22 protein-coding genes and 1 other RNA gene are annotated in these 25,151 nt (G+C 53.4%); 12 read left to right on the forward strand and 11 right to left on the reverse strand.

Going from position 1 to position 25,151, the window contains the following annotated elements; translation table 11 throughout:
- Nucleotides 1-124 precede the first annotated feature (124 nt).
- The 9 genes from EJA72_RS07655 to EJA72_RS07695 form a co-directional block, all read right to left on the reverse strand.
- A complete protein-coding gene (locus EJA72_RS07655) occupies nt 125-1,792 on the reverse strand; it encodes a hypothetical protein (protein WP_157710892.1) in 1,668 nt (555 codons plus the stop codon).
- A gap of 15 nt (nt 1,793-1,807) precedes the next feature.
- Entirely contained in the window at nt 1,808-2,749 is a 942-nt protein-coding gene (locus EJA72_RS07660) for a glycosyltransferase (RefSeq protein WP_157710893.1), read from the reverse strand.
- Nucleotide 2,750: 1 nt separating this feature from the next.
- Complete coding sequence (locus EJA72_RS07665) at nt 2,751-5,213, reverse strand: glycosyltransferase (RefSeq protein ID WP_157710894.1); 2,463 nt, start codon at nt 5,211-5,213, stop codon at nt 2,751-2,753.
- Between the two features lie 28 nt (nt 5,214-5,241).
- The gene (locus EJA72_RS07670; protein ID WP_157710895.1) at nt 5,242-6,156 is read right to left on the reverse strand and encodes a class I SAM-dependent methyltransferase; all 915 of its coding nucleotides are present in this window, start codon (nt 6,154-6,156) and stop codon (nt 5,242-5,244) included.
- A gap of 37 nt (nt 6,157-6,193) precedes the next feature.
- Nucleotides 6,194-7,510, reverse strand: a complete 1,317-nt coding sequence (locus EJA72_RS07675; protein ID WP_157710896.1) for an ABC transporter ATP-binding protein — start codon at nt 7,508-7,510, stop codon at nt 6,194-6,196.
- Nucleotides 7,500-8,318 (reverse strand): ABC transporter permease, encoded by an 819-nt coding sequence (locus EJA72_RS07680; protein ID WP_157710897.1) that lies wholly within the window; start codon nt 8,316-8,318, stop codon nt 7,500-7,502. Before EJA72_RS07680 ends, EJA72_RS07675 begins: the two co-directional genes overlap by 11 nt.
- 7 nt (nt 8,319-8,325) lie before the next feature.
- Entirely contained in the window at nt 8,326-8,757 is a 432-nt protein-coding gene (locus EJA72_RS07685; RefSeq protein WP_157710898.1) for a hypothetical protein, read from the reverse strand.
- A gap of 247 nt (nt 8,758-9,004) precedes the next feature.
- Nucleotides 9,005-9,187, reverse strand: a complete 183-nt coding sequence (locus tag EJA72_RS07690; protein WP_157710899.1) for a hypothetical protein — start codon at nt 9,185-9,187, stop codon at nt 9,005-9,007.
- 33 nt (nt 9,188-9,220) lie between these two features.
- A complete protein-coding gene (locus tag EJA72_RS07695) occupies nt 9,221-10,210 on the reverse strand; it encodes a glycosyltransferase family 2 protein (protein ID WP_256679650.1) in 990 nt (329 codons plus the stop codon).
- A 388-nt stretch (nt 10,211-10,598) separates the two neighbouring features.
- Here EJA72_RS07695 and EJA72_RS07700 point away from each other — a divergent pair, with 388 nt between their 5' ends.
- The 4 genes from EJA72_RS07700 to fabF all read left to right on the forward strand — a co-directional run bounded on the left by EJA72_RS07700 (nt 10,599) and on the right by fabF (nt 15,350).
- Nucleotides 10,599-12,593 (forward strand): nucleoside-diphosphate sugar epimerase/dehydratase, encoded by a 1,995-nt coding sequence (locus EJA72_RS07700; RefSeq protein ID WP_157710967.1) that lies wholly within the window; start codon nt 10,599-10,601, stop codon nt 12,591-12,593.
- 112 nt (nt 12,594-12,705) lie between these two features.
- Nucleotides 12,706-13,041 (forward strand): helix-hairpin-helix domain-containing protein, encoded by a 336-nt coding sequence (locus EJA72_RS07705; protein ID WP_157710900.1) that lies wholly within the window; start codon nt 12,706-12,708, stop codon nt 13,039-13,041.
- Nucleotides 13,042-13,248: 207 nt separating this feature from the next.
- The gene (locus tag EJA72_RS07710) at nt 13,249-14,043 is read left to right on the forward strand and encodes an SDR family oxidoreductase (RefSeq protein WP_157710901.1); all 795 of its coding nucleotides are present in this window, start codon (nt 13,249-13,251) and stop codon (nt 14,041-14,043) included.
- 32 nt (nt 14,044-14,075) lie between these two features.
- Nucleotides 14,076-15,350 (forward strand): beta-ketoacyl-ACP synthase II, encoded by a 1,275-nt coding sequence (fabF, locus tag EJA72_RS07715; protein ID WP_157710902.1) that lies wholly within the window; start codon nt 14,076-14,078, stop codon nt 15,348-15,350.
- Here the strand turns inward: fabF and EJA72_RS07720 are convergent.
- On the reverse strand, nt 15,347-15,904 hold the full coding sequence (locus EJA72_RS07720) for a TetR/AcrR family transcriptional regulator (RefSeq protein WP_157710903.1): 558 nt from the start codon (nt 15,902-15,904) through the stop codon (nt 15,347-15,349). The genes fabF and EJA72_RS07720 overlap by 4 nt on opposite strands.
- Before the next feature lie 176 nt (nt 15,905-16,080).
- On the opposite strand from EJA72_RS07720, the gene EJA72_RS07725 reads away from it, so the two are divergent.
- The 3 genes from EJA72_RS07725 (at nt 16,081) to ffs (ending at nt 17,888) form a co-directional block, all read left to right on the forward strand.
- Nucleotides 16,081-16,734, forward strand: a complete 654-nt coding sequence (locus tag EJA72_RS07725; RefSeq protein ID WP_157710904.1) for a GntR family transcriptional regulator — start codon at nt 16,081-16,083, stop codon at nt 16,732-16,734.
- Nucleotides 16,735-16,749: 15 nt separating this feature from the next.
- The gene (locus tag EJA72_RS07730) at nt 16,750-17,601 is read left to right on the forward strand and encodes a DUF1989 domain-containing protein (protein ID WP_157710905.1); all 852 of its coding nucleotides are present in this window, start codon (nt 16,750-16,752) and stop codon (nt 17,599-17,601) included.
- 190 nt (nt 17,602-17,791) lie between these two features.
- Nucleotides 17,792-17,888: signal recognition particle sRNA small type (gene ffs / locus EJA72_RS07735), an RNA gene on the forward strand.
- Nucleotides 17,889-18,327: 439 nt separating this feature from the next.
- Here the strand turns inward: ffs and EJA72_RS07740 are convergent.
- Nucleotides 18,328-19,065, reverse strand: coding sequence for an ABC transporter substrate-binding protein (locus EJA72_RS07740; protein WP_157710906.1), 738 nt, complete (start codon nt 19,063-19,065; stop codon nt 18,328-18,330).
- Nucleotides 19,066-19,209: 144 nt separating this feature from the next.
- Between EJA72_RS07740 and dnaX the strand changes: the two genes are divergently transcribed.
- The 5 genes from dnaX (at nt 19,210) to EJA72_RS07765 (ending at nt 25,148) form a co-directional block, all read left to right on the forward strand.
- Entirely contained in the window at nt 19,210-21,279 is a 2,070-nt protein-coding gene (dnaX, locus tag EJA72_RS07745) for a DNA polymerase III subunit gamma/tau (RefSeq protein WP_157710907.1), read from the forward strand.
- A 65-nt stretch (nt 21,280-21,344) separates the two neighbouring features.
- Entirely contained in the window at nt 21,345-21,683 is a 339-nt protein-coding gene (locus tag EJA72_RS07750; protein WP_007905413.1) for a YbaB/EbfC family nucleoid-associated protein, read from the forward strand.
- Nucleotides 21,684-22,024: 341 nt separating this feature from the next.
- Nucleotides 22,025-23,059: an NADP-dependent oxidoreductase gene (locus tag EJA72_RS07755; RefSeq protein ID WP_157710908.1), complete on the forward strand. Its 1,035-nt coding sequence runs from the start codon at nt 22,025-22,027 to the stop codon at nt 23,057-23,059.
- A 65-nt stretch (nt 23,060-23,124) separates the two neighbouring features.
- On the forward strand, nt 23,125-23,727 hold the full coding sequence (gene recR / locus EJA72_RS07760) for a recombination mediator RecR (protein ID WP_157710909.1): 603 nt from the start codon (nt 23,125-23,127) through the stop codon (nt 23,725-23,727).
- 272 nt (nt 23,728-23,999) lie between these two features.
- Nucleotides 24,000-25,148, forward strand: a complete 1,149-nt coding sequence (locus tag EJA72_RS07765) for an acyl-CoA dehydrogenase family protein (RefSeq protein WP_157710910.1) — start codon at nt 24,000-24,002, stop codon at nt 25,146-25,148.
- Nucleotides 25,149-25,151 lie beyond the last annotated feature (3 nt).

Raw genomic sequence — 25,151 nt, forward strand, 5'->3', positions numbered from 1 at the left:
GTTACTTTCTAGATCTACTAGGATCCAGCTAGCGGGACTGCAAAATATCCTTTGCAGGGAGGGCTTATAAACCTAGCTAAGGTCGCCCCCCCCGTGTTGAAGAAGATTCTTATTGTCGGGGTATTCAATCGGATATTAGAAATCGGCGATAGAAATACATTACCGTCATAGTTATATTTATTAATACCTGCAACCAGCAAAGGGCGAGAGCGATTTTTGAATTGTTCGCCCAATAAACTCCCAATAGTAGGACTAAAGCGGCAAGAGGTTGCCAGCCATGAACAACGGCGACTGCTGGATAGCTAAAGACACATGCAAGCAGCAGGCTGGCAAGGCCGAAGATCCATACACATTGTTTGATATCAGTCGGGGGGGGAAGACTAAGATTTTTTGACTGTATTGTATTTCCAAAAAACATTGTGAAGCCTGTCATGCTCACAAAAATTACAAACAACAAAAGTCCAACCGCCCCAGCAAGATTTAAAGAACTGCTCGTATAAATCGACGTCAAATGCGCATCGAACGATAGCAAGTGAGTTGGAAAAGTTGCATTCATAAGGTTGACTGCGCGAGGCCAAAAAAACTGAAAGGCCGATACCTCGGAAGAACTAAAGTTTTGTGCTATTAGGTCGGATGAACCACCAACAAAAAATCTTATCCAAATAAACCAAGGAGACACAAATAACACAAATGAAAGAGCTATTACAGCAACGGTAGAAAGCCGGTTGTAGAGACTTTCAGTATTGCCCCATATGAAAAAAATACATGACGCTACGATAAAGTAACCAATGGCGTAGGGATGAGAGAGGTATGCAAGCGCTAATAACATTCCGGTCAAAAAAGGATTTTTATATTTTTGAAAGATGAATATGGAAGTGATGATGAAAAAGCCAGCTAAGGATTTTGGCCAAGTGAACATTGTTTGGAAAATGAAGTAAGGGCTTGTTGCAAAAAGAGAAAATAGTAACGCACCGCTACGCCAACTAAAACGTTCGATTCTGGTGGCCATTAGCCCCGCGCCCAAGAACAGGCAGGCGTTGAGGAAGACACCTACACCCAAAAATACTGAGAAAGCAGCCTCATCGCGCATGAGCACGCGAAAGTCTGGCCACTGAGTTGAAACGTATTCATATGTTGGAAGATTCCCCATTTCTTTTGGGGACCGTAAAGCCACTCGTATTGGGAGGGTTACTAAACTAACAAGTATCGGTCGATTTGCGACGTGCTGCCCTGGCAAGATAGGGCTGTTCTCTTTGAAAGAAATACCTTTTGCTAAGTATTCTTCGACGACAAATGGCACCGCGTTATCTGCAGGAAAGTTACCGGTTATCGCCTGTATCTTTACAGAGGATACATGCTCTTTATTTACATAAGCACCATCTGGCAGATTATCTTTTAATGGGTATTTTATGCTGGTTAGGATCAAAACAAAAACACCGAATAAAAGGAATCCTCCGATTGTTATGAGTTCTAGCGGTTTGGCTTTTACCTGATCCTTATTTTTCGATGATAGGATGGTCTTGAAGCCTCCAAGTAATAAAGTCAAAATTATAAAAATAAGTGATACTGTATGCTTTAGTTGTGAGGGGACAAGCGAAACAATGAAACCCGTAACGGCTAAAAAAATCACAGTGGCAACAACAGAAAAGCAACTTTCTTCGATTAAGTTGAAAGGAGCGTCTGATGTTTTTCTCCATGCCCTAATCCAAGGCAGGAAACCAATAAAAACCATCAGTGACATGATGGTGAATGCGCTAAGTGCGCATTTTAGTTGGTAAAGCTCAATCATCATTTGTCAGCCGTATGGTTATTTTATATTTAAAAGTATAGCTTTTGCCCGATTGGCGTATGTGTGGTCTTTTAAAGTTCTTGCTTGGGATTTTTCAGCAATCATTTTTCTTTTAGCCGGATCGTCGAGCAACTCTTCAACAATTCTTTTGAGCTCATTTGGAGAGTCGAATAACAAAATTTCATCGCCGGGTTTATAGTATTCGGTAATTTCTAAGCCTTCAACAAAATAACATTGAACCGTACCTGCCATGGCTGCTTCAAACGTCCGTGGTCCCGGTGTTGATGCGTCTAGATTATATTTTTCGTTCGCTAAATTATGACGACGGCCGAGATTGAGCGTTACAAGCGAGGTGTTGTATAAACCAGACATTTTTTCATTAGGGACACGCCTGTTTGTAGCGAATCGGAGCGTGGCAGGCCATTCTGCACCTAGTACTTCAGTATTAAGAGATGAGAGTTGATCCTGACTGTCGATTAATAATTGCACGCGATTTGGGAACCCCACACCGCAGAAAAAAACATCACGAACCATCATTTCACTTACATTCAGGAAGTGTGATTTCTGGTCTGCTGCTAACGGCAAGTGATGCACATTTTTGTGGTTGATATGTTCAACAGCCCATCTGTCGTTGGAAAATATATAGTCTGCGTATTTATATATCTTGAAGTTTAGGTCGAATTCATATGGGTCATCATGTAGCCAGAATGCTAAGGCAGCGCCAGTACTCGAGCAGTAGTTCCTAACTCCGGTATAGTCACAGCTTTCTGGCATGCACGAACCAAAAACCAGCACCAGATCTGGTCGCGTTAACTTTGCTACTTCGTTAGCGATATCCAGTGAGCAACAAGCGACCAGATCGTCACCGAGCACTTGGCGGAACCCTTGTGCGACATAGTTTCGCAATATCGCGTTATTATTTATTCGGTCTGGAGATGCACCGCAAATTAATACTTTCAATTTATAAACGCCTGGCTATATATCTAATGCTAACACGTACCGCGGATTTGAAACCGTGACGCTTCCAGTAGTCAAGGAAGTGTACACTTAAACCAACAGCTTTATGGCGAACTCTTCTAAAAAGACTTAACCGTCCGGGAGCACTGTTAGTCTCAGAAATAGCCCAATTTACTGCCACAGGGCGCGATAAGTGAGCAATATTGAAAGGCTCTACCTGTCGCGATTGTGAACTTGTGTGCAGATTCAAGTTTTCTAGGCTTTTATAAAGAGCCTCTAGATCCGTGATGTGTTGTTCCGGTCTGGAAATCGGGAAAGTGTTTTCACTTTTCCGCATAGAGTGCAATATTTCAGGTGCATCTAAAATTCGGTGCAGTACGGAGAATAGTTGTCCCTCCGAGTTTGCAGCTATTTTGAAACCATTAACCCCGTCTGTTACGCGTTCCCCTAATGCGCCGATGTCGCTGACGATTGGGACCAGTCCGCAATCCCATGCTTCTGATAGCGTGAGGCAGTAGGTTTCTGGCCATATAGATACATGCAAGGATACGTTGCAGGTGTATACCGTCTCGGGTATTTCACCCGGCACGAATTCGCCATGAATGAATACCTGCGGATAGGCCTTATGGTCGTTCAGTCCAAAGTAATCTCCGTCGACTCTGCCGAAGATATGAAACTCAATAGGAGAGTTCTCAAACAAGGGGATTACCCTGCTGATGACATCCCCCCCTTTGTGCCGGGAAAAATTACCTAAAATAGCTACTCTTAAAGTCGATTTTTGCTGACTAAACGTTGTTGTGATTTCCCTTGTTGGAGCAGTAGGGACCGGAATAACTTTAATATCTTTATGTGATGCAACTGCAGGGTAAATTTTGGCGGTTAGCTCGTGACTACCGTTCGTGTTGAAAATTAAAGAATCTGTGGACGCAATTAATTGATCCCACGCAGCTCTACGCGTTGATTGACTACCAGGCACAATCTGATGCGTGGACCACAGACATACGTCACACTGGGCGTGAGATATTTTATCTGGTTCGCAATAACTACCTTTGAATGATAGAAGTGTGAACCTATGGCACACAGCGTAATAGTCATGAAAGGTCATCACAGATGGGACACCTAAAGCTTTGCAGGCTTTGACTAAGCTAGGGGAGTGACCAATCAAATGGTGAAAATGAACAGTGGATACGTTGTATTGCTCTAAGATGGAAATGAAGGCTTTGTCTCTTTCAGGACAGCTTATTTGCCACGGGGAAAGTGCTTCTGAAAAATTATAACGTTCAACAACTTCGCCGGCGACGTTGGTTAATATCGTATCCGGTACGCGTCTCAAGCAAGGGGAATAGAAAAGTATTTCGTACTGCTCTTGCAATACTTTACTGATATTTTGTAAATAGACTTCTACGCCGCCGAAGTTTCCATTGGCTACAACGTTGTGTACCACAAAAAGTAAACAAGGTTTTATATTTTCTTGTGCTATTTCTGCTGATGATTTTTTGTCAATTAAGTACAGTTCCGATAGCACATATGCAGCCCTGTGCTCGTAACAATGATTGAGTAGCGCTTTCTTTTGCGCCGCAGCGGCAATACTGTTTCGGAGATCGGGGTCTGCCCGTAGAGATTTTATAGATTCAATGAGGCCATCGGCATCGTCGAAGTATATAAATTCCTTTCCGGGTTCGAAGTAAACAGATGCCTCTTCTATTTTTCGCTGAACCAGTTGCACTGTCCCCGCCAAGGCTGCTTCAAAAAGACGCGGTGGAGGTGTTTCAGCAAATTCATTATCACCTGAGGCTGAAAATACCCTGGGAAGCACTAGGGTGGCGACGCTTGCATTTGCGAAGCGCGCAAAGTCAGCAGGAGATGTGCGCCAGTTTAGCTGGCTTGGCGGTAAAGTAAGCGAAACTTTGGGTAGATGCTCGTTCGTGGGTAAAGCAATTTTCGCCTTGATTCCATTGCTAGACCAATTGGAGCCTAGCATCTCTTTTATCAACTCGACTCTATTTGGCCATGCCGTGCCCGCAAAAAAAACGTCATATAGAAGCGCGGTTGGGTCTGTCTGCACTGGTATATAATGAAAAGGAACCGCGCCCGCCAAAGGCAAATGCCGTCCTTTTACGCCATATGCCGAAACAGACGCTGAATCATTTGTGAAGACAATATCAAACAAGTCCGCATTTGCGACGTTAATAGTTAGTTCATAAGGATCTTCCGTGACCCACAAGACTGACTTGCCACATATACGGGCCAATTTTGAACAAATTGATCGATTAAGTTCTTCGCCGTCAAACGCGAAAAATAAATCACACTTGTTTTCTGCCGCCAAGGATACGGCTTCGTGAAGTTCGGCCTTTATTACCAACTCTACGTTCGTGCATTTTATTAACGCACGGTGCAGAGCAAGGCAAATATAATGATTAGGGTTGCTACTTTTGGTATCAACCAAAATTATTCTGTACTTTGTCACTGAGCAATTCCTTGGCTTGCCGGGGATGTCAACGTTTCAACAAATCTATAAGTTTTCGAAGTGGAGCGGTTAGTTTCCACGACGTCGAATTTCTTATTGATTGAATCCGCGTATCTTCTTCGTGCCTGATGCGATTGACTTCGTTCATGGTCACCTCCTTGAGGTGAACAGTTTCGGCTGTCAATTGGCTTATTTGGGACTCCAGGTGGTAGATCCGTTCTGCGGCCTGCGACAACTGGTAGCGTAATGAGGGTACTTCGCCAAGTTTTGAATACAGACTTCTGATGAAATGGCTCTGATCTTCTGAGCTGTTGCAAAGAGCTTGCATAGCCTCATTTTGTTTTGGGCCCACAAGTAAAACGCCGAGGCCATGATAATGGTCAAACTGAAAGTTTGGGTACTGTTGAGTTATCTCATCCCAGAAGCGCCAAACGCCAAACCCTGCATCCCTTACATTAATATCATGAAAAATAACGACTGCTCGATCCGATAACTTGTGCTTCCAAGTATTAAAATCATGACTTACCGCTTCATATGTATGAAACCCATCAATATGAAGCAGGTCAATCGTACCGTCAGAAAATTCATTTGCTGCGTCATCGAACCGTTGGCGTATTAATCTCGAAAAACCAGCGAAGTGCTGTTCGTTGTAAGAAGAGATATCAAGGAAGACTCTATCGTTATAGAAGCCGGCGTGGTCATCACCTTCCCACGTGTCTACTGCGTAGCATCGGGTATTTATTTTCCCCTCAACTGCAGACTGGCAAAAGGCAAAATAGGACATCCCCAGATGTGTACCTAGCTCGACGAAGATGCGAGGCTTTTGCATTTGCATTAGCCATGCTGCAAATGGTACATGCCCTGTCCATGCGCTGAGCACATTATGGTTCGGAGCAATGAGCATTGAGTTGTTGATTAGCATAGCGTTTTCGGACGGTTTCATTGGGGGGACCAGTATTTTAGATACGTATTCGTAAAATTCACAGTGCGGAATGGTTGAGTTCGACGGCTCGCATTGGCAAACCTATAAGCCCCCCAACATCGGATATACCCTGTGCTTTGATGATTAGAGCGTCGTGTATCCACTGCAGTTGGGTGTGCTCCTGCTGGGTTCCGTCGGCGATTGCTATCGAGACTGTATAATCTCCATCCGGCAAGGCAGGGAATACAAATTCGAAAGTTGCATCCAGTTGTCCGCCAGCTTGGCAGGCTTTGGCTACAGATTCCGAGGCGACGAAAGTATTAGTGCCGAACAACGTCTGGCCGAGACGATCTCTGATGAAGAAACCTACTATAGGAGATAGCACATCGATTTCTGCATTCGCGCTAATTTTCAGTATTACAACCGAATGATGTTTGGCTCGGGTTATAATTTTTCCTTCTTCATTCAGAAAAATTGCTTCGGTTACCTTCGCCCCTCCTGTTCCAAAACCTTGTTCCGTGTTTCTGAATGGCAAGAACCATAGGGTATCACCGTCTGCATCATCGCTATAATCGTACGACTCTTCCTCAACCTCTTTTAACATTTCGTCAGTCGGCAGTGCTTGGCCACCGCCTTGACCGGATTCTATTATTTCCGCCAGATAGGCGTCGCAAATATTTTTCGCTGGGCCAGTGGCAACATGTTTGCCGTTTCTAAGCCAAATAGCTCGTGTACATAGCGCCTTCACCGCTGCGGTATCATGGCTTACGAATAGTACGGTCCCGTTAACCATGAAATCTCGGAGAAATCTCATGCATTTTTGAGTAAAGAAAGCGTCTCCAACCGCTAGTGCCTCGTCGATAATAAGTATCTCCGCATCGACGTGGGCGATCACCGCAAAGGCGAGCCTGACAAACATGCCGCTGGAATAGGATTTCACTGGTTGTTCAATGAAATTGCCGATATCTGCAAATGCTGTTATTGCGTCAAATCGCTCGTCAATCTGGGTCGGAGTAAGTCCGTATAACGAGGCTGCTAAATAAACGTTTTCTCGACCGGAGAATTCGGGGTTAAAGCCTGCGCCTAGTTCTAATAACGCAGCTATTTTTGCGTGCGTTTGTACCGCCCCAGCAGATGGATTCAACGTCCCACAGATTATTTGCAGTAATGTCGATTTCCCGCTTCCATTGCGTCCAACGATGCCAACGGTTTCACCTCTTTTAATTTCAAAGGAAATGTCTCTAAGTGCCCAGAAGTCGGTAGAGTACTTTTTCCTTCCAAAAGAGAGCATCTGGAGGAGCCGATCACGAGGCTTCTCATAAATTTGATAGCATTTATCAACGTTCTCGAGTTTTATCACTACTTCAGAGCACATCTGCAAAACCTTTCCTGGTTTTCTGGAACCACATGAAGCCTAGGCAAGCGAAGACTCCGGATATCAGAAGATTGATGAGGAACCAGCCGATATTTGGCACAGTTTCGGATATCAATATTTCGCGGACTTGTTCAATCACGGAGGTCAGCGGATTAAGATGCATAACGAGCTGAAATTTTTCTGGTAAAGCGCTGACAGGGTAGAAGATGGGGGAGAGGAACATCAGCATAGTAATGAACACACCGATCACCTGCCCAACGTCTCTTAAATAGACACCCAAGGAAGCTAGAAACCATGAAATGCCGAGAGACATTAGTACCAAGGGAAGAATGATAACCGGGAAAAGCAGTAGGGTGAAATGCGGCTCGCCCAGAAATAATAGATAAAATATGAGCCACACTAAGAAGCTAACAAAGGTGTGAAATAGGGCTGCACCTATGCTGACAAAAGGTAATATCTCCAGCGGAAATATAACTTTTTTAACGTAGTTTCCGTTGGCAATAATGAGGTTTGGTGCTCGACCAATACACTCTGAAAAAAAGTTGAATACTAGCAAGCCTGCAAATAAAATAAGGGCGAATTCTGCTTTCGAGCCAGTCCCGCCCCCCCATTTGGTTTTAAATACCACGCTAAATATAAACGTATAAACGATTAGCATCATTACTGGTGTCAGAAAGGACCAAAGTAAACCCAGTGCGGAGCCTCGATATCTACCTATAACCTCTCGCTTGATTAGAGCCAATCCTAAGTTGCGATTTCGCCATAGACTGGAAATCATTTCTACGGGTGAGATACTAAACTCTTTCATTTCTAATTCAGTTCCACGCTTGTATTGCGTTGAGCATATAGTTTTTTCGGGTACATGCTTTGCGATCAATATCAGAGTGAATCAATTCACGACTCTTTTCGTTTCGTGAGTTGACCCATTCATGAACTAATGCAAGATGCTCAAGAGCTTTGATCATGGGATTCATCAAATTTGAAGTACAAAGGCTTCCCGAAAAACGTTCTGCAGGAGTCATACCTACAAAGGTGTGAGCCGTGATTTTCGCCTTGGTTCGGTCAATTTGAGCAGGGCTCGGATGAGATTCGTTCTCATGTGGGTATTTTGAACGACTCCTGTCGTAGCTTTTAGGTTCGGCTACTGGCGTGCCATCTGGACGTCGCAGTGGCACTAATCTGCCAATGCCAGGCATTTTCGGTTCGAACGGGATAAGGCCAACGGTCCCCAGACGTGCCGTTTTCATTTTTTTGGTAGTCTCCGTCTACGTTTCTTGAGATGCCAGATGCTTATTGTAGGGATTTTGGCGCTGAAGCCGTTGCTGTGCTGGCCCCGCGATGCAGCACGGATCGCTTAAATATACACAGCGCTTGGGCTGGTTGCCCAGGAGTCGAATGATGCACTTTCGCATCTCCAGTCCCTACCAGCACACCTTATTTTCGGGATCGCGGAGGATTTTTAGCGGCGGATATTCTGTCGCTAATTGCGCCAGCTTACAAGCCATTGGTGGGAATCTGTTGGCGGATGATGGCTAGGTAAAGGCGCATCATGAGCGCTGAAATTTCGCTGATGCTAACTGTTGTAGGATTACTATCTGATGTCACCTGTCCAATCAGCGTAGCAAGGTGGCTGGCGTAACGATCATTGTTTGTACCTTTTTTGATCTGACGTCTCATACCCTGCTTACTTTTCTAATTGAGCTTCACTGTTCAAATTTTTCCGAAAAGTATTGCGAGGTACAACGCGATATTGCCAGTAAATGTCTGCCTATGAATGCCAAGTCTAAATAGTCGGGATATCCTTTTCATAAATTTATCCTTTCTGGCGGTTTTGAAAATATCCAAAATGGTTTTGTTTTCGTTGCTCAGACAATCACGCGTTAGTTCTAGTGCATGAATATTTTTGTCGTTCCATTCCAAATGAAGGCCTTCGAAGACCTTGGTTATGTGGCGCGCCTTGTTGAGCCAGTTTCTTTTATCTCCAATAATGTTTTTTGAGTGTTGCCGATAGAGGACTCTTGCGATGTTGTCGTAAAGAACTTTTCCTCCTGCCCCAGATATAAGTTGATACGCCCACCAGTCATGGGAAACGACGTCCAGGCCATTGCTTGCTCGATTAAGCAATTCTAAAGATGAGCGATTGAAAACCATTGTGTTTCCGCCGCCTATGCTTTGAACTAACGCATTAAGAAATTGTGGTTCTCGGCTGAATTTAATTGAATGGCCAATGGATGTTCCTGACTCATTTATGAGTTGAGTGCGACCGCAATAAAGCGCTGGTACTTTGCTCTCGTAGCACTTCAACATACCCAGTGCGGCTTCGACTTTGTTCTCGATCCATATATCATCCTGGTCGGCCCATGCGTAAAAATCCGCTGTCGATTCTACGCGTCGCGTAATATCTAAGAAGTTTTTTACATAACCTTTCTTGGGTCCGTATATAACGCGAAGTTGTCCGGGATTCAAGCGCTTAGAAAATTCATCCAATATTTCTATTGTACTGTCTGTTGATCCATCATCTGATACTATAAGTACCCAGTTTTTATGCGTTTGATTATAAAATGAATCCAGCTGTTGTCTTAGAAATTGCTCTCCGTTATAAGTGCACATCAGTATTGCTACGCTGGCATGGTTGCAGCTTGGTTCTGCAGAGCAGGATATTTTTGATTTTTTATCTGTAGGCAATCCGATGATTTCCATATTGTTTCATCTATGTGTGAATCTAAAGATAGGTCCGACATTCAATATTGCATGTGTTAGAACGCATAAAATATCACAAACTGTTCATGAAACCATTCTGCTGACCTGTATGGAGGAACCTAGGCAGCCGACAGCCGTATGTCCGGGAGCAACGTGTTCGATCCTAGGTCGTTCGGCCCCAAGCTGGCCCGGGAGTATCGGTTGAGAGAGTTTGGGCGTGCGGCGCCCTCGGGGGGGAGGTTCGGTGGTACGTGCAGCGAAGCCAGCAGGATTTGTAGCTTGCGACAACTCTGTAGCCGCTATTTTTTCCATTGCGTACAATAACTGAGCATAAATGAAAGCGTGTGCAAACCTAGTGACGGAGCGGAATTCAGTGGCTGACGATGTTATGGATAAAATCAGGTCTTCTCTGCTCGACCTCCCGCGTCGAAAAAAGCGCCTCTTGCAGGTCGCCACTGACGTTATTCTCGTATGGGTTGCGCTCTGGCTAGCGTTTATCGTGCGACTTGGGATTGACGATATGTACAATCCCATCAGGGTCCATTTTTGGCTCTTTGTGTGTGCTCCCGTTGTTGCGATCCCTTTGTTCATTCGTTTTGGTATGTATCGCGCCGTCTTGCGTTATTTCGGTAACGACGCGCTGATCGCGATTATCAAGGCAGTTAGCCTTTCGTCTCTTATTTTGGCTTTAGTGGTTTACTGGTATAGCAACCACCAAGCGATCGTCCCGCGCTCCATCATCTTCAACTACTGGTGGCTGAGCCTCGTCATCATCGGTGGCCTGCGCCTGTGCATGCGCCAATATTTCATGGGCGACTGGTTCAATGGCGGGCAACATTTGCCATTTACAAGCCGTGACGACGGACTGACCAAAGTCGCTATCTACGGCGCCGGTGTCGCGGGTAACCAGCTGGTAGCCGCGTTGCGGATGGGCCGGGTGATGCGCCCGGTAGCGTTTATGGATGATGATCCAGGTATTGCGGACCGATCGATTGCCGGCCTGCAGGTCTATAAACCCAAGCACATCCAACAAATGATCGACGAAACCGGCGCCCAGGAAATCCTCCTGGCCCTCCCGTCATCGACCCGCTCCCGCCGCAGGGAAATTCTCACGATGCTGGAGCGTTTTCCGCTTCACATCCGCAGCGTTCCGAACTTTACCGACCTGGCCAGCGGCCGGGTGAAGGTCGAAGACATTCAGGAAGTGGACATTGCCGACTTGCTGGGGCGCGATTCGGTGCCCGCGCAGCCGGACCTGCTTGAGCACTGCATCAAAGGCAAGACCGTGATGGTCACCGGTGCAGGCGGTTCGATCGGCTCGGAGCTATGCCGACAGATCTTTGCACTTGGCCCAACCACGCTGTTGCTGTTCGACCACAGTGAATTCAACCTCTACAGCATTTTGTCGGAACTGGAGCAGCGCGCCAGTCGGAAGTCGACGCCTGTGCGATTGCTGCCGATCCTCGGGTCCGTTCGTCACCAGGGCAAGCTTCTGGATGTCATGAAGACCTGGGGCGTCGAAACTGTCTACCACGCCGCCGCGTATAAACACGTCCCCATGGTTGAGCACAACATTGCCGAAGGCGTGCTGAACAACGTCATTGGTACGCTCAACACCGCTCAGGCAGCGTTGCAGTCGGGTGTTGCCAACTTTGTGCTGATTTCCACCGATAAGGCCGTACGGCCGACCAATGTCATGGGCAGCACCAAGCGTTTGGCCGAGTTGACCCTTCAGGCCCTCAGTCGTGAAATCGCTCCGGTGTTGTTTGGCGACAAGGGCAATGTCTCCCGGGTCAACAAGACCCGTTTCACCATGGTTCGCTTTGGCAATGTGTTGGGGTCCTCTGGTTCAGTGATTCCACTTTTCCACAGCCAGATCAAATCGGGTGGACCGTTGACGGTCACTCACCCGAAAATCACCCGTTATTTCATGACCATCCCTGAAGCCGCGCAATTGGTGATCCAGGCCGGTTCCATGGGGCAGGGCGGTGATGTGTTTGTGCTGGACATGGGCGAACCGGTAAAAATTGTCGAGCTGGCCGAGAAGATGATTCACCTGTCCGGATTGAGCGTTCGCTCGGACAAGAATCTGCAAGGCGACATTTCTATCGAATTTACCGGTTTGCGTCCCGGCGAAAAGCTTTACGAAGAGTTGCTGATTGGCGATAACGTGTCGGCGACCCCGCACCCGATGATCATGAGCGCCAACGAGGATCACCTGCCTTGGGATGTGCTCAAGGTCCGTCTGACGGAGTTGCTGAAGGCCGTCGACGAGGATGATTACGCTCGCGTTCGGCAGATCCTGCGCGAAACCGTCAGCGGATATACCCCCGACGGCGATATCGTCGACTGGATCTACCAGCAGCGCCGCCTCGAACCCTGATTGTTTCACATCCGGTAACGGACACATTTTTGACAGGCTCCAGACATCGCCTAAGTTTGGAAGGCAGCTTCGGAAAAGCTGCTTTCTCAATCGATTTCATGGAGCTTCATTTATGCGTACTGGCTTTTTCAACTCTCTGGTTTTTGCCCTGCTCACCAGCGTATCAATAGGTGCTGTTGCTGCGCCGACGGTCAAGCCTGAGGCGGGCAATCCCCCCATCGTCCTGGAAACATCCGCCAAGGCACAACCCGGCAAGGTCGACCTGAACGGGGCCGATGCGCCGACCCTGCAGCGCGAGTTGTCGGGTGTGGGTGAGGCCAAGGCGAAGGCGATTGTTGCGTATCGTGACAGTAATGGGCCGTTTGCGTCGGTGGACGAATTGCTGGAAGTGAAAGGGATCGGCAAAGCGATTCTGGATAAAAATCGCGAGATAATCGAGGTGAACTAAGCTGTAGGTTCAGCGCCAGGGGCCGGTCATTGACCGGCCTTTCTGCATTCTGGCGATTGCTGTGAAGTTGCGCCTTCTGTCGGCGGAAGAAAAATTACGGCTATCATATAGCGTCCAGATTATGCCTATAATAATTTCAGTTTCCGCCGAAGCGTTCTGAAGTCCCAGGCGCTTGTTCTCTCCCAAGTCTCTCTCAGGAGCACAGTCATGACTTCCACCCAGTCCCAAGGTACGGCCCTCGTCACCGGTGCCTCTTCCGGTATCGGCGCGGTTTACGCTGAGCGGTTGGCGGCGCGTGGTTTTGATTTGTTGTTGGTCGCTCGCGACGAACAGCGGTTGCAAGCGGCGGCGAGCACGTTGCGCGCCGAGCACGGGGTTCAGGTCGAGGTGATCAAGGCCGACCTCACGCAGAAGGACGATGTGCTAAAGCTGGAGCAGCGTCTGCGCAGTGATTCGAGTATCAGCCTGTTGCTGAACAATGCCGGGGTGGCCGCTGATGGTTTGCTGGCCAATTCCGACATGGATCAACTGGAGCGCATGATTCAGTTGAATGTAACGACAGTGACGCGATTGGCATCGGCAGCGGCGGCCAGTTTCGCCAGGGCCGGTCGCGGTACGATCATCAACATCGCTTCGGTGGTGGCACTGTTTCCGGAACGTTTCAACGCCACCTACAGCGCAAGCAAGGCGTATGTGCTAAGTCTTACCCAGTCGTTGAATGCCGAACTGGATGGCACGGGGGTCAAGGTCCAGGCGGTGTTGCCAGGCGTAACACGCACTGAAATCTGGGAACGCTCCGGTATCGATGCTTCCCAGATTCCGGCCGACATGGTCATGGAAGCGGGGGAGATGGTCGACGCGGCGTTGTCGGGTCTGGACCAGGGTGAGTTGGTCACCATTCCTTCGTTGCCGAATGCGGCCGATTGGGATGCCTTTGTTGCGGCGCGTCATGTGATGGCGCCGAATCTGTCTAAAAGTACAGCCGCCGCGCGATACAAGTGAGGCGCCATGAATCGACCCGAGGTGTTTGCGGTATGAGTGCTCGTCGAATAGTTGTCACAGGCATGGGCCTGGTGTCGCCGCTGGGTAGTGGTGTCGAAGCGGTTTGGGCGCGTCTGTTGGCGGGGCGTTCCGGTTTGCGCAATTTGCCGGACGAGGTAGTTGCCGATCTGCCGGCCAAGGTCGGTGGCGCAGTGCCGACGCTGGCGGAGGATGCGCAAGCCGGTTTTGATCCGGACCGGGCCATTCCGCCCAAAGAGCAGAAGAAGATGGACCGCTTCATCATGTTCGCCATGGAAGCGGCGCGTCAGGCATTGGAGCAAGCCGGATGGCAGGCGCTGGACGCCAATGCCCAGGAGCGCACCGCGACCATTATCGGTTCCGGCGTGGGTGGTTTCGGCGCGATTGCCGATGCGGTGCGCACCACGGACAGTCGTGGCCCGCGACGTTTATCGCCGTTTACCATTCCGTCGTTCTTGGTCAATCTCGCGGCGGGTCATGTCTCGATCCAGCATGGTTTCAAGGGGCCGTTGGGTGCGCCGGTGACGGCATGCGCTGCCGGGGTTCAGGCGATTGGTGATGCCGCGCGATTGATTCGCAGTGGCGAGGCGGACATTGCGGTGTGCGGTGGCGCGGAGGCGGCAATCGATCGCGTCAGCCTTGCGGGGTTTGCGGCGGCTCGTGCCTTGTCCAACGGTTTCAACGAAACGCCTGAGCGCGCCTCGCGTCCATTCGACAGTGATCGCGACGGTTTTGTCATGGGCGAGGGCGCCGGCGTTCTGGTGATCGAATCCCTGGAGCATGCCTTGGCTCGCGGCGCGCAACCGCTGGCTGAGCTGGTCGGTTACGGCACCAGCGCCGATGCCTATCACCTGACGGCTGGGCCGGAGGATGGCAGCGGTGCGCGTCGGGCGATGTCACTCGCGCTGGCTCAGGCCGGCGTTTCTGCGGCGCAGGTGCAGCACCTGAATGCTCACGCGACCTCGACGCCGGTCGGCGATCTGGGGGAGCTGGCGGCGATCAAGGCGTTGTTCGGTGCCGATAACAAGATTGCGGTCACGTCGACCAAGTCAGCGACGGGGCATTTGCTGGGCGCCGCCGGCGGGATAGAGGCGATCTTCACGCTGTTGGCGATTCGCGATCAGATTGTGCCGGCCACCCTCAACTTCGAGAAACCTGACCCTGCGGCTCAAGGCGTGGACATCGTCCATGGCAAGGCGCGGCCGATGGCCATCGAGTACGCGCTGTCCAACGGCTTCGGATTCGGCGGGGTGAATGCCAGCGTGCTGTTCAAGCGCTGGGAGGGTTAATCCTGCGTTTGTTTGAGGTGCTCGCGAGTGACGTCGAGAATCCGCTGGGCCAGCTCTGGATTCTCGACGCTGCGCGATAGCAGCAGCGCGCCGATCAGCGTGGACATAATGACGATGCTGCGATCAGCGGCGTCATCGCCCTCGAGCGTATTTTCAATTTGTTCAAGCCGGGCGTTGAGCACCACGTCGGTGGTCGGGCTCGGCTGTCCGCGCATCCCCAGTTCCGATGACATGGTCAGCAACGGGCAGCCTTCGTGAGGCGAAGTCTGGTGCCATTCGGACAGATAGGTGTCGATGAACACGTCCAGCGGACGTTCCTGCGCGAAAATTTCGGCGCACAGGCCATCGACCTGATCGCCAGCGGCTTGCAGGGCCTTTTCCACCAGTTCGTCCTTGGATTTGAAGTGCGAATAAAACCCGCCATGCGTCAGCCCCAGCGCTTTCATCAGCGGTTGCAGACCCGTCGCGCCAATGCCATCGCGCCGAAAGCGTTCTGAGGCCTCCTTGATAATGCGTTGATGTGTCTGGGCTTTGTGGTCCTGCGAGTAACGCATGTCGAATCTCCGCAACAATGCGCCATATTAACCAATGGAAATGGGATGGTGATTGTACTTCTACTTCTAAAAAGCATGCAGATGCGTCGATCTTGATCGAAGACGGTCGTAATCAGTGGCACGAATCGTGGTTACTCCTTACTCAGTGATTGTTGAACAATCTTGAGGCAATGAGTATGAACAGCGGACTGTCACTGGCCGATCACATCACATTGGAGCTGCGCGCCGACATCATCGGTGGTCGTTTGCTGCCCGGCATGGCGCTGGTGGAAAATGATCTGGTGTCGGCCTACAACGCCTCTCGCAACACCATTCGTGAAGCGTTGCATCGCCTTGGGCAGGAAGGCCTGACCCGTTATGTGCGCAATAAAGGCGTGATGGTGCGCCGACTGGGTGTCGAGGACGTGCGGGATCTGTTTAACGTCCGTAGGACCCTGGAGTTGCAAGCCATCAGTACCAGTCGTCCGCTGCGCGACTATCAATCCGACCGAATGCTCGAAGCACTGGAGGCCACCGAGCTGGCCCGCGAGCGCGAGGATTGGCGCGCCGTCGGTACTCACAGTCTGGCCTTTCATCAGCACATCGTCGGCTTGCTGCGCAGCCCGCTGTTCGATGAGTTCTTCACCAATGTCGTCGCACAGCTGCGCCTGGTGTTTTGCACTGCGCCTGATGAATCGCGTTTTCAGGCGCCCTGGCTGGCGCGCGACCGACAGATCCATGAATTGCTGGCCGAGGGCGAGAAGCGCGCGGCCGAAGATGCCATGAGCCTTTATCTCGACGATTCAGAACACCTCCTGGTGCAGATGCTTGCACCTTCGTCCCCTCACTGATCGAGGAAGCGTGCCATGTACAAAGACTATCCGGCGGCCTATCAAGTCAGCAAAGGCTCGGCCTTGCAGGTGGATAAACCCTTTTATGAGCGAGTTCGAGACGCGAAGGAGGGGCGCACGCTGATCGAGTCGTTCGAAGTGCCGATCCGCACCGGCCGTGCCTGGAAAGTGCCGGCCGGGCATGTGTTTCGCGTGACCACACCGGTCGGGCCGCAAGTCGGAGACTTCAACGTCTGGAACGCCAACGACCCGCGTGAACGCCTATGGGCGGCGCGGACCCGGCAGTTGCAGGGCGCTCACGTCAGCACCCACGACCGGCTCTGGTCGAACCTGCCCTTTCTGCGGCCGCTGGTAACCATCACCGATGACAGCCTGGCCGGTTACGGCATCGACGAACATGGCGGGCGTCTGCATGATTTGCTCGGCACCCGTTGCGACCCTTATGTGAACAAAATGCTCACCGGTGAGGATTTCCATCATCACTGCCACTCGAACCTGACCCGCGCCGTTCTGCCTCACGGGCTGACCGAGTTCGATGTGCATGACGTGCTCAACATTTTCCAGTGCACCGGTCTGAATCACGATGACATGTACTTCATGAAGGCCTGCCCGGCGCAGAAGGGCGACTACCTGGAGTTCTTTGCCGAGATTGATCTGCTGTGTGCACTGTCGACCTGTCCCGGCGGCGATCTGTCGTTGGCCATGTGGGGGCCGGATGCGCAGGACCCGCTGAGCGTCTGCCGTCCGTTGGGTGTGGAGATTTATCGTTTGGACGATTCGTTGTTGCAAGGCTGGAGCCAACCGGAGCGCGCCGCGTACAAGGGCCTGCACGGTTTGCACATCGCCAAGGCGGACTGGGAAAAGTAAACGCAATAAAGTGACGGCCCTTTCAAGGCAGGGTTTCCAGCGCGGCCGCTCAAGGTCCGGCGCTTTTAAAGCGCTGACGCATGTCCTTGAAGCGGCTCATATTTTTTAATCCGTCCGAACGGTTGTAACTTCGTCTCAGATAGGTACAATGGCGCGGCTCGCCGTCAGGTGAGCGTCGTTATGGTGACCCCATCGGTCCCCCCGCAACGATTACCCGTGAACCTGGTCAGATCCGGAAGGAAGCAGCCACAGCGGGAACATTGTGTGCCGGGGTGTGGCTGGTGGGGTTGCCTCCATAACGCACCGCGAGTCTCTCTCGCGTTATCTGATTTCAAACTCTTGATTTTGCACTGCCATGGACCTCGTCCAAGGGCGGTTTTTTGTCGTCCCCGATTCCTCAAACACAACACATTTTGTAGCAGCTGGCGAAGCCTGCGTTCGGCTGCGCAGCAGTCGTAAAACCTGAGCGCGAGATATTACTGAAACACCGCGTCGCCTGATTTTGCGACTGCTGCGCAGCCGAACGCAGGCTTCGCCAGCTGCTACAGGATGTTCGTTCGTGAGCGATATTGTGCTTCGTTCGTGAGCGGTGGGATGTTCGTTCGTGAGCGATATTGTGTTTCGTTCGTGAGCGGTGGGATGTTCGTTCGTGAGCGATATTGTGTTTCATTCGTGAGCGGTGGGGTGTTCGTTCGTGAGCGGTATTGTGGTCGTCAACGAGCGGTGTTAATCGCCCCCGATATACAACCGGATAATGTCATCGATCTCCCCCGACATTTTCATCCGCAACAAGGTGCGCAGAATCCGCTGCACCGGCACTTTCGGGTCGTTGCGTACGTAGCAACCGACATGCTGTTCCTGCAGCACCGTCACCGCTTGCAGCTGGCGACCGGGCAACAGGCGCTGATTGAACCAGTCCAGCGTCCATTGGTTGCTCACGGCGTAGCGATAGCGACCGGCCTGGAGTTTTTCCAGTACCTGCTCCTGATTGCGCGCGTCATCGCGGTGCAAGCGGTCGCTGTCGAACAAGGGTTGCAGGGTGGGGTAGCTGTAGCCGAGCACCGTGCCGATCGGTTGTCGCGACAGGCTGGCCGGTATTATCGAGTTGAGCGGGTCTTGCCGGCTGATCAGCAGATCATTTTGCGTCCACAGTGGAACGCTCCAGATATAGTCCCCCGACTGATTCGGCAGCCAGGACTGCGCGGCGTAGCAGCGGACATCGACCTCGCCATGTTCCATGGCGTTCTGTACCCGCGCCCGGGGCAGTACATGAAATTCGGCCGGCACGCCGACCTGGGTCGCGAGACTGAGCATCACGTCATACAGGATGCCCTGAGTCGGACGGCCGCGCTCCAGTTGCACCATCGGCATGGCCCAACTGTCTGGCACCACAAAGCGCAACGGCACGTCAGCCGCTGCAACATTCAGGCTTATTAACAGCAACGCCCCCAAGGCCAGCCGCATAAACACTCCGTTACGGTTAAACCTTCGGGCCGATAGAAGCCCCCAAAGTGCATCTTAGCCAGATTAGACGAGCGCGCCGGATGCAATTTTGGCCTTGCTCCGCTAGCATTAGCCGCTTCTGTTCCTTCGTTGCGACGGTTTTCGATGAGTTATCAGGTTCTTGCACGTAAATGGCGTCCGCGCTCGTTCCGCGAAATGGTCGGCCAGACCCATGTGCTCAAGGCTCTGATCAACGCCTTGGACAGCCAGCGGCTGCACCACGCGTACCTCTTCACGGGGACGCGGGGGGTGGGCAAGACCACCATCGCGCGGATCATCGCCAAATGCCTGAACTGTGAAACAGGTATCACTTCGACGCCTTGCGGCGAGTGCTCGGTGTGCCGCGAAATCGATGAAGGCCGTTTCGTCGACCTGATCGAGATCGACGCTGCGAGCCGCACCAAGGTCGAGGACACCCGCGAGCTGCTCGACAACGTGCAGTACGCGCCAAGCCGTGGGCGCTTCAAGGTCTACCTGATCGACGAAGTGCACATGCTCTCCAGCCATTCCTTCAATGCGCTGTTGAAAACCCTCGAAGAGCCGCCGCCCTACGTCAAGTTCATCCTGGCCACCACCGACCCGCAGAAACTTCCAGCAACCATTCTGTCGCGGTGCCTGCAGTTCTCCCTGAAAAACATGACACCGGAACGGGTGGTCGAGCATTTGACCCACGTTTTGGGTGTGGAGAACGTGCCGTTCGAAGACGACGCACTGTGGCTGCTCGGTCGTGCGGCCGACGGTTCGATGCGCGATGCCATGAGCCTGACCGACCAGGCCATCGCGTTCGGTGAAGGCAAGGTCATGGCCGCCGACGTACGGGCGATGCTTGGCACGCTTGATCACGGCCAGGTCTACGACGTCCTGCATGCGCTGATCGAAGGCGACGCCAAGGCGTTGCTCGAAGCGGTCCGTCATCTGGCCGAACAGGGCCCGGACTGGAACGGTGTGCTCTCGGAAATTCTCAACGTGTTGCACCGCGTTGCCATCGCCCAAGCCTTGCCTGAAGGTGTCGACAACGGCCAGGGCGATCGCGACCGGGTGTTGGCGCTGGCACAGGCGCTGCCGGCCGAAGATGTGCAGTTCTACTACCAAATGGGCCTGATTGGCCGCCGCGATCTGCCGCTGGCGCCAGACCCCCGTGGTGGTTTCGAAATGGTCCTGTTGCGGATGCTCGCCTTCCGCCCGGCTGACACCGCGGACGCCCCGAGGCAACCGCTAAAGCCAGTGGGGATCAGCCAGGCCACAGTTGATTCCGCAAATTCAGTGGCTGCCGCGCCGAAAGTTGCGCCGGTAGTCGCTGCGGCAGTTGCACCTGCTCCGATTGCTCCCGTTCCTGCTCCAGCGCCCGAGCCAGAACCGGTTGCGCCGATTGTCGTGCCAGAGCCTGTGGTCGAACCCGTTGCGGTCGAAGCCGTGGTCGACCTGCCATGGAATGACCCGGTCGAACCTGAGCCCGTCCAGCAACCTGCCGTCGAGCCGGTGCTGGAAACCGCCAGCGAACAGCCCGAGCTGGCGCCCATGCCGTTGCCGACGCCGGACAGCGTGGTGCCGGATGCGCCAGAGTGGGCCGCCGCGCCGATCCCGGAACCCTCCGTGGCCGACGTCGATGCCGCCACGCCGGGCATGGACCTGGACGACGAGCCGCCGCTGGACGAAGACTACATCGAGCCGGACATGGATTCGGCCTACAGTTACCTGGATGAACTGGCCAGCGAGCACGCTGCCGAGCCGGTGCCTGAGCCCGAGCCTGAACCGGCCGCGATGCCGGCCACCGGGCTGGCGCTGCAATGGCTGGAATTGTTTCCGAAATTGCCGATCTCCGGTATGACTGGCAGCATCGCCGCCAACTGCACGCTGATCGCCGTCGATGGCGACAACTGGCTGATGCACCTCGATCCGGCTCACAGCGCCTTGTTCAATCCGACCCAGCAGCGTCGTCTCAACGATGCGCTGAATCAGTATCACGGGCGTACGCTGACCCTCAGCATGGAGCTGATCAAGCCCGAGCAGGAAACCCCGGCCCAGGCCGCGTCCCGGCGCCGGGCGAACCGTCAGCGCGAGGCCGAAGAGTCGATCCATGGCGATCCGTTCATCCAGCAGATGATGCAGCAGTTCGGTGCAGTGGTCCGTAACGATACTATTGAACCTGTCGAAGCCCTGGTCAGTCAGGGCTAATAACTGAAGGCGTTCGGCCACAAGCCGGGCGCTGTTTTAATCCAAGTACGTTTGAGGTGATTCCCATGATGAAAGGTGGCATGGCCGGCCTGATGAAGCAGGCGCAGCAGATGCAGGAAAAAATGGCCAAGATGCAGGAAGAACTGGCCAACGCCGAAGTCACCGGTAAAGCCGGCGGCGATATGGTCACCGTGGTGATGACCGGTCGTCACGACGTCAAGCGTGTGACCATCGATCCAAGCCTGGTCGAAGGCTTGAGCGAAGACGACAAGGAGATGCTGGAGGCTGTTTTCGCCGCCGCCGTCAACGATGCCGTGCGCAAGATCGAAGCCAACAGCCAGGACAAAATGTCCGGCGTGACCGCTGGCATGCAATTGCCACCGGGCATGAAGCTGCCGTTCTGATTCGCTAAAGCGCGTCGGATGAGCTACAAAAAAATGCCAGGCATTGCGCCTGGCATTTTTGTTTCTGTCAGTTGGATTTATTGTGTCTGTCAGGCCGCCATCGCGAGCAGGCTCGCTCCCACAGGGATTTTGTGAACACCAAAGATCCGATGTGGAAGCGAGCCTGCTCGCGATGAGGTCAACCCGGTCCCACAGGGATTTTATGAACACCAAAGATCCAATGTGGGAGCGAGCCTGCTCGCGATGAGGTCGACTCGGTCCCACACACGAAACATCGAACACCCCACCCCAAAAACGGTCTTCTCCCTACACCACCGCCACATTCAAAAGGAGACGCTCACATGTCAGACGCATTGACTCTCAACCAACGAATCGTCCTGGCGTCCCGCCCCACAGGCGCGCCGACCCCGGAAAATTTCCGCCTGGAACGGGAAGCGCTGCCAGAACTCGCCGACGGGCAGGTGCTGCTCAAAACCCTCTTCCTGTCCCTGGACCCGTACATGCGCGGGCGCATGAGTGACGCGCCGTCCTACGCCGCGCCGGTCGAAATCGGCGGTGTGATGACCGGGGGCGCTGTCAGCCGCGTCGAGCGTTCGCTGAATCCGAAGTTTCAGGAAGGGGGCGTGGTGGTCGGCTCCACCGGTTGGCAGAGCCACAGCATCAGCGACGGCCGCAACATCATTCCGGTGCCGTCCGGGCTGCCGAGCCCGTCGATGGCGCTGGGTGTGCTGGGCATGCCGGGCATGACCGCTTACATGGGCCTGATGGACATCGGCCAGCCCAAGGCCGGTGAGACCCTGGTGGTGGCGGCGGCCTCGGGCGCGGTGGGATCGGTGGTCGGGCAAGTGGCGAAGATCAAGGGCCTGCGTGTCGTCGGCGTAGCCGGTGGCGCGGAAAAATGCCGCTATGTGATCGACGAGTTGGGATTTGACGCCTGCGTCGACCACAAGAGCCCGAACTTCGCTGCCGAGTTGGCCCAGGCGTGTCCCAACGGCATCGACATTTACTTCGAGAACGTTGGCGGAAAAGTCTTCGAGGCCGTGTTGCCGCTACTTAACCCCAAGGCGCGAATTCCTTTGTGTGGCCTCATTGCGTCCTACAACGCTACCCAAGCCCCCGCCGGCCCGGATCGCTTGCCGCAATTGCAGCGCACGTTGCTGACCAAGCGCGTGCGCATCCAGGGCTTTATCGTGTTCGATGACTACGGCGATCGTCAGCCGGAATTCGTCAGTGCGATGGCGCCGTGGGTGCGTGATGGCAAAGTGAAGTTCCGCGAAGACGTGGTCGATGGCCTGGAACAGGCGCCCGAGGCGTTCATCGGTCTGCTGGAAGGACGCAACTTCGGCAAACTGGTGGTGCGGGTCGCGCAAGACTGAGTATTTGACGCTAAAGAGAGGCGCGGGTATAAACCGCGTCTCGTTGTTTTGTCGGACGTTTCCCCATGAGCTTCAGCCCTTTGATTCGCCAACTGATCGATGCCCTGCGTACGCTGCCGGGTGTGGGTCAGAAAACCGCCCAGCGCATGGCGCTGCAACTGCTCGAGCGTGATCGCAGCGGTGGTTCGCGCCTGGCGCTGGCGCTGAGCCAGGCCATGGAAGGGGTAGGCCATTGCCGCTTGTGCCGCACGCTGACGGAAGACGATCTGTGCCCGCAATGCGCGGACACGCGCCGCGATGACACCTTGTTGTGTGTGGTCGAAGGGCCGATGGATGTCTACGCGGTGGAGCAGACCGGTTTCCGGGGTCGCTACTTCGTGCTCAAGGGGCATTTGTCGCCGCTTGACGGTCTGGGGCCAGAGGCGATTGGCATCCCGCAATTGATGGCGCGAATCGAAGACGCCGGGACCTTTACTGAAGTCATCCTGGCGACCAACCCGACGGTGGAAGGTGAGGCGACGGCGCATTACATCGCGCAGTTGCTCAGCAACAAAGGCCTGATCGCTTCGCGGATCGCCCATGGCGTGCCGCTGGGTGGGGAGCTGGAACTGGTGGATGGCGGGACATTGGCACATTCGTTCGCTGGGCGTAAGCCGATTGCCTTGTAGTGCCTGAACCGGCCCCATCGTCGGAACGCCGCCCGGAGCCGGCTCGCTCCCACATGGGGTTGTGGCATTCACAAAATCCTGTTGTCTGGGCTGACGCCTTCGCGGGCAAGCCTCGGTCCACCTGATTCACACAATTGCGGCGTTCATAAATCCCCTGTAGGAGTGAGCCTGCTCGCGATAGCCGCACCTCGGTCTCCCGGATTCACACAATCCAGTTGAAAACCAAGCAAGCGCTCGGTTAACGTCGCGAAACCCCTCAGTGGAGTTCGCCGATGCCTGCCTTTCAGGAATACTTCGATCCCAGCCACCAATTGGTCCGCAACAGCGTCAGACGTTTCGTCGAACGCGAGATTCTTCCGGACATTGATCAGTGGGAAGAAGCCGAAAGCTTCCCACGTGAGCTTTACCTCAAGGCCGGCGTCGCGGGGATTTTGGGGATCGGTTATCCCGAAGCGTTCGGCGGCAGCCACGAAGGTGATCTGTTCGCCAAAATTGCCGCCAGCGAAGAGCTGATGCGATGCGGCTCCGGCGGCCTGGTGGCGGGCCTCGGATCGCTGGACATCGGCCTGCCGCCGATCCTCAAGTGGGCCCGGCCTGAAGTGCGCGACCGCGTGGTGCCGCAGGTGCTGACTGGCGAGAAGATCAGCGCCCTGGCCGTGACCGAGCCCAGCGGCGGTTCCGACGTGGCCAATCTGCAAACCCGTGCCGTGCGCGACGGCGATGTCTACCGGGTCAGCGGCAGCAAAACCTTTATCACCAGCGGCATCCGTGCGGACTTCTACACCGTCGCGGTGCGCACGGGCGCGCCGGGATTTGGCGGCATCAGTCTGCTGCTGATCGAGAAGGGCACCCCCGGTTTCACCGTCGGCCGTCAGTTGAAGAAAATGGGCTGGTGGGCGTCAGATACGGCCGAGCTGTTCTTCGATGATTGCCGCGTTCCGGCTGGCAACCTGATCGGTGCCGAGAACATGGGGTTCGCTTGCATCATGGGCAACTTCCAGAGCGAACGCCTGGCGCTGGCGCTGATGGCCAACATGACCGCGCAGCTGGCGCTGGAGGAAAGCCTGAAATGGGCCCGTCAGCGTGAAGCCTTCGGCAAGCCGATCGGCAAGTTTCAGGTGCTCAAGCACCGCCTCGCGGAAATGGCCACGGCGCTGGAAGTTTCGCGTGAGTTCACCTATCGCCAGGCCGCAAAAATGGCGGCGGGACAGAGTGTGATCAAGGAGATTTCCATGGCCAAAAACTTCGCGACCGACACCGCGGATCGCATCACCACGGACGCGGTGCAGATACTGGGCGGGTTGGGTTATATGCGCGAAAGCCTGGTGGAGCGGTTGTATCGGGACAACCGGATTCTGTCGATCGGTGGCGGGACCCGGGAAGTGATGAACGAGATCATCAGCAAGCAGATGGGGCTTTGAGTA

The organism is Pseudomonas sp. PB120 (genome assembly GCF_009761815.1).
In the GTDB taxonomy this organism is placed as follows: Bacteria; Pseudomonadota; Gammaproteobacteria; order Pseudomonadales; family Pseudomonadaceae; genus Aquipseudomonas.

What these genes read in the sequence shown, in the direction of transcription:
- EJA72_RS07750 (WP_007905413.1), top strand. Translation starts at nt 21,345, where the DNA reads ATGATGAAAGGTGGCATGGCCGGCCTGATGAAGCAGGCGCAGCAGATG.
- EJA72_RS07670 (WP_157710895.1), bottom strand. Translation starts at nt 6,156, where the DNA reads ATGAAACCGTCCGAAAACGCTATGCTAATCAACAACTCAATGCTCATT.
- EJA72_RS07700 (WP_157710967.1), top strand. Translation starts at nt 10,599, where the DNA reads ATGGATAAAATCAGGTCTTCTCTGCTCGACCTCCCGCGTCGAAAAAAG.
- EJA72_RS07730 (WP_157710905.1), top strand. Translation starts at nt 16,750, where the DNA reads ATGTACAAAGACTATCCGGCGGCCTATCAAGTCAGCAAAGGCTCGGCC.
- EJA72_RS07740 (WP_157710906.1), bottom strand. Translation starts at nt 19,065, where the DNA reads ATGCGGCTGGCCTTGGGGGCGTTGCTGTTAATAAGCCTGAATGTTGCA.
- EJA72_RS07695 (WP_256679650.1), bottom strand. Translation starts at nt 10,210, where the DNA reads ATGGAAATCATCGGATTGCCTACAGATAAAAAATCAAAAATATCCTGC.
- EJA72_RS07675 (WP_157710896.1), bottom strand. Translation starts at nt 7,510, where the DNA reads ATGTGCTCTGAAGTAGTGATAAAACTCGAGAACGTTGATAAATGCTAT.
- EJA72_RS07680 (WP_157710897.1), bottom strand. Translation starts at nt 8,318, where the DNA reads ATGAAAGAGTTTAGTATCTCACCCGTAGAAATGATTTCCAGTCTATGG.
- EJA72_RS07720 (WP_157710903.1), bottom strand. Translation starts at nt 15,904, where the DNA reads ATGCGTTACTCGCAGGACCACAAAGCCCAGACACATCAACGCATTATC.
- EJA72_RS07725 (WP_157710904.1), top strand. Translation starts at nt 16,081, where the DNA reads ATGAACAGCGGACTGTCACTGGCCGATCACATCACATTGGAGCTGCGC.
- EJA72_RS07765 (WP_157710910.1), top strand. Translation starts at nt 24,000, where the DNA reads ATGCCTGCCTTTCAGGAATACTTCGATCCCAGCCACCAATTGGTCCGC.
- recR (WP_157710909.1), top strand. Translation starts at nt 23,125, where the DNA reads ATGAGCTTCAGCCCTTTGATTCGCCAACTGATCGATGCCCTGCGTACG.
- dnaX (WP_157710907.1), top strand. Translation starts at nt 19,210, where the DNA reads ATGAGTTATCAGGTTCTTGCACGTAAATGGCGTCCGCGCTCGTTCCGC.
- EJA72_RS07690 (WP_157710899.1), bottom strand. Translation starts at nt 9,187, where the DNA reads ATGAGACGTCAGATCAAAAAAGGTACAAACAATGATCGTTACGCCAGC.
- EJA72_RS07685 (WP_157710898.1), bottom strand. Translation starts at nt 8,757, where the DNA reads ATGAAAACGGCACGTCTGGGGACCGTTGGCCTTATCCCGTTCGAACCG.
- EJA72_RS07755 (WP_157710908.1), top strand. Translation starts at nt 22,025, where the DNA reads ATGTCAGACGCATTGACTCTCAACCAACGAATCGTCCTGGCGTCCCGC.
- EJA72_RS07710 (WP_157710901.1), top strand. Translation starts at nt 13,249, where the DNA reads ATGACTTCCACCCAGTCCCAAGGTACGGCCCTCGTCACCGGTGCCTCT.
- fabF (WP_157710902.1), top strand. Translation starts at nt 14,076, where the DNA reads ATGAGTGCTCGTCGAATAGTTGTCACAGGCATGGGCCTGGTGTCGCCG.
- EJA72_RS07705 (WP_157710900.1), top strand. Translation starts at nt 12,706, where the DNA reads ATGCGTACTGGCTTTTTCAACTCTCTGGTTTTTGCCCTGCTCACCAGC.
- EJA72_RS07655 (WP_157710892.1), bottom strand. Translation starts at nt 1,792, where the DNA reads ATGATGATTGAGCTTTACCAACTAAAATGCGCACTTAGCGCATTCACC.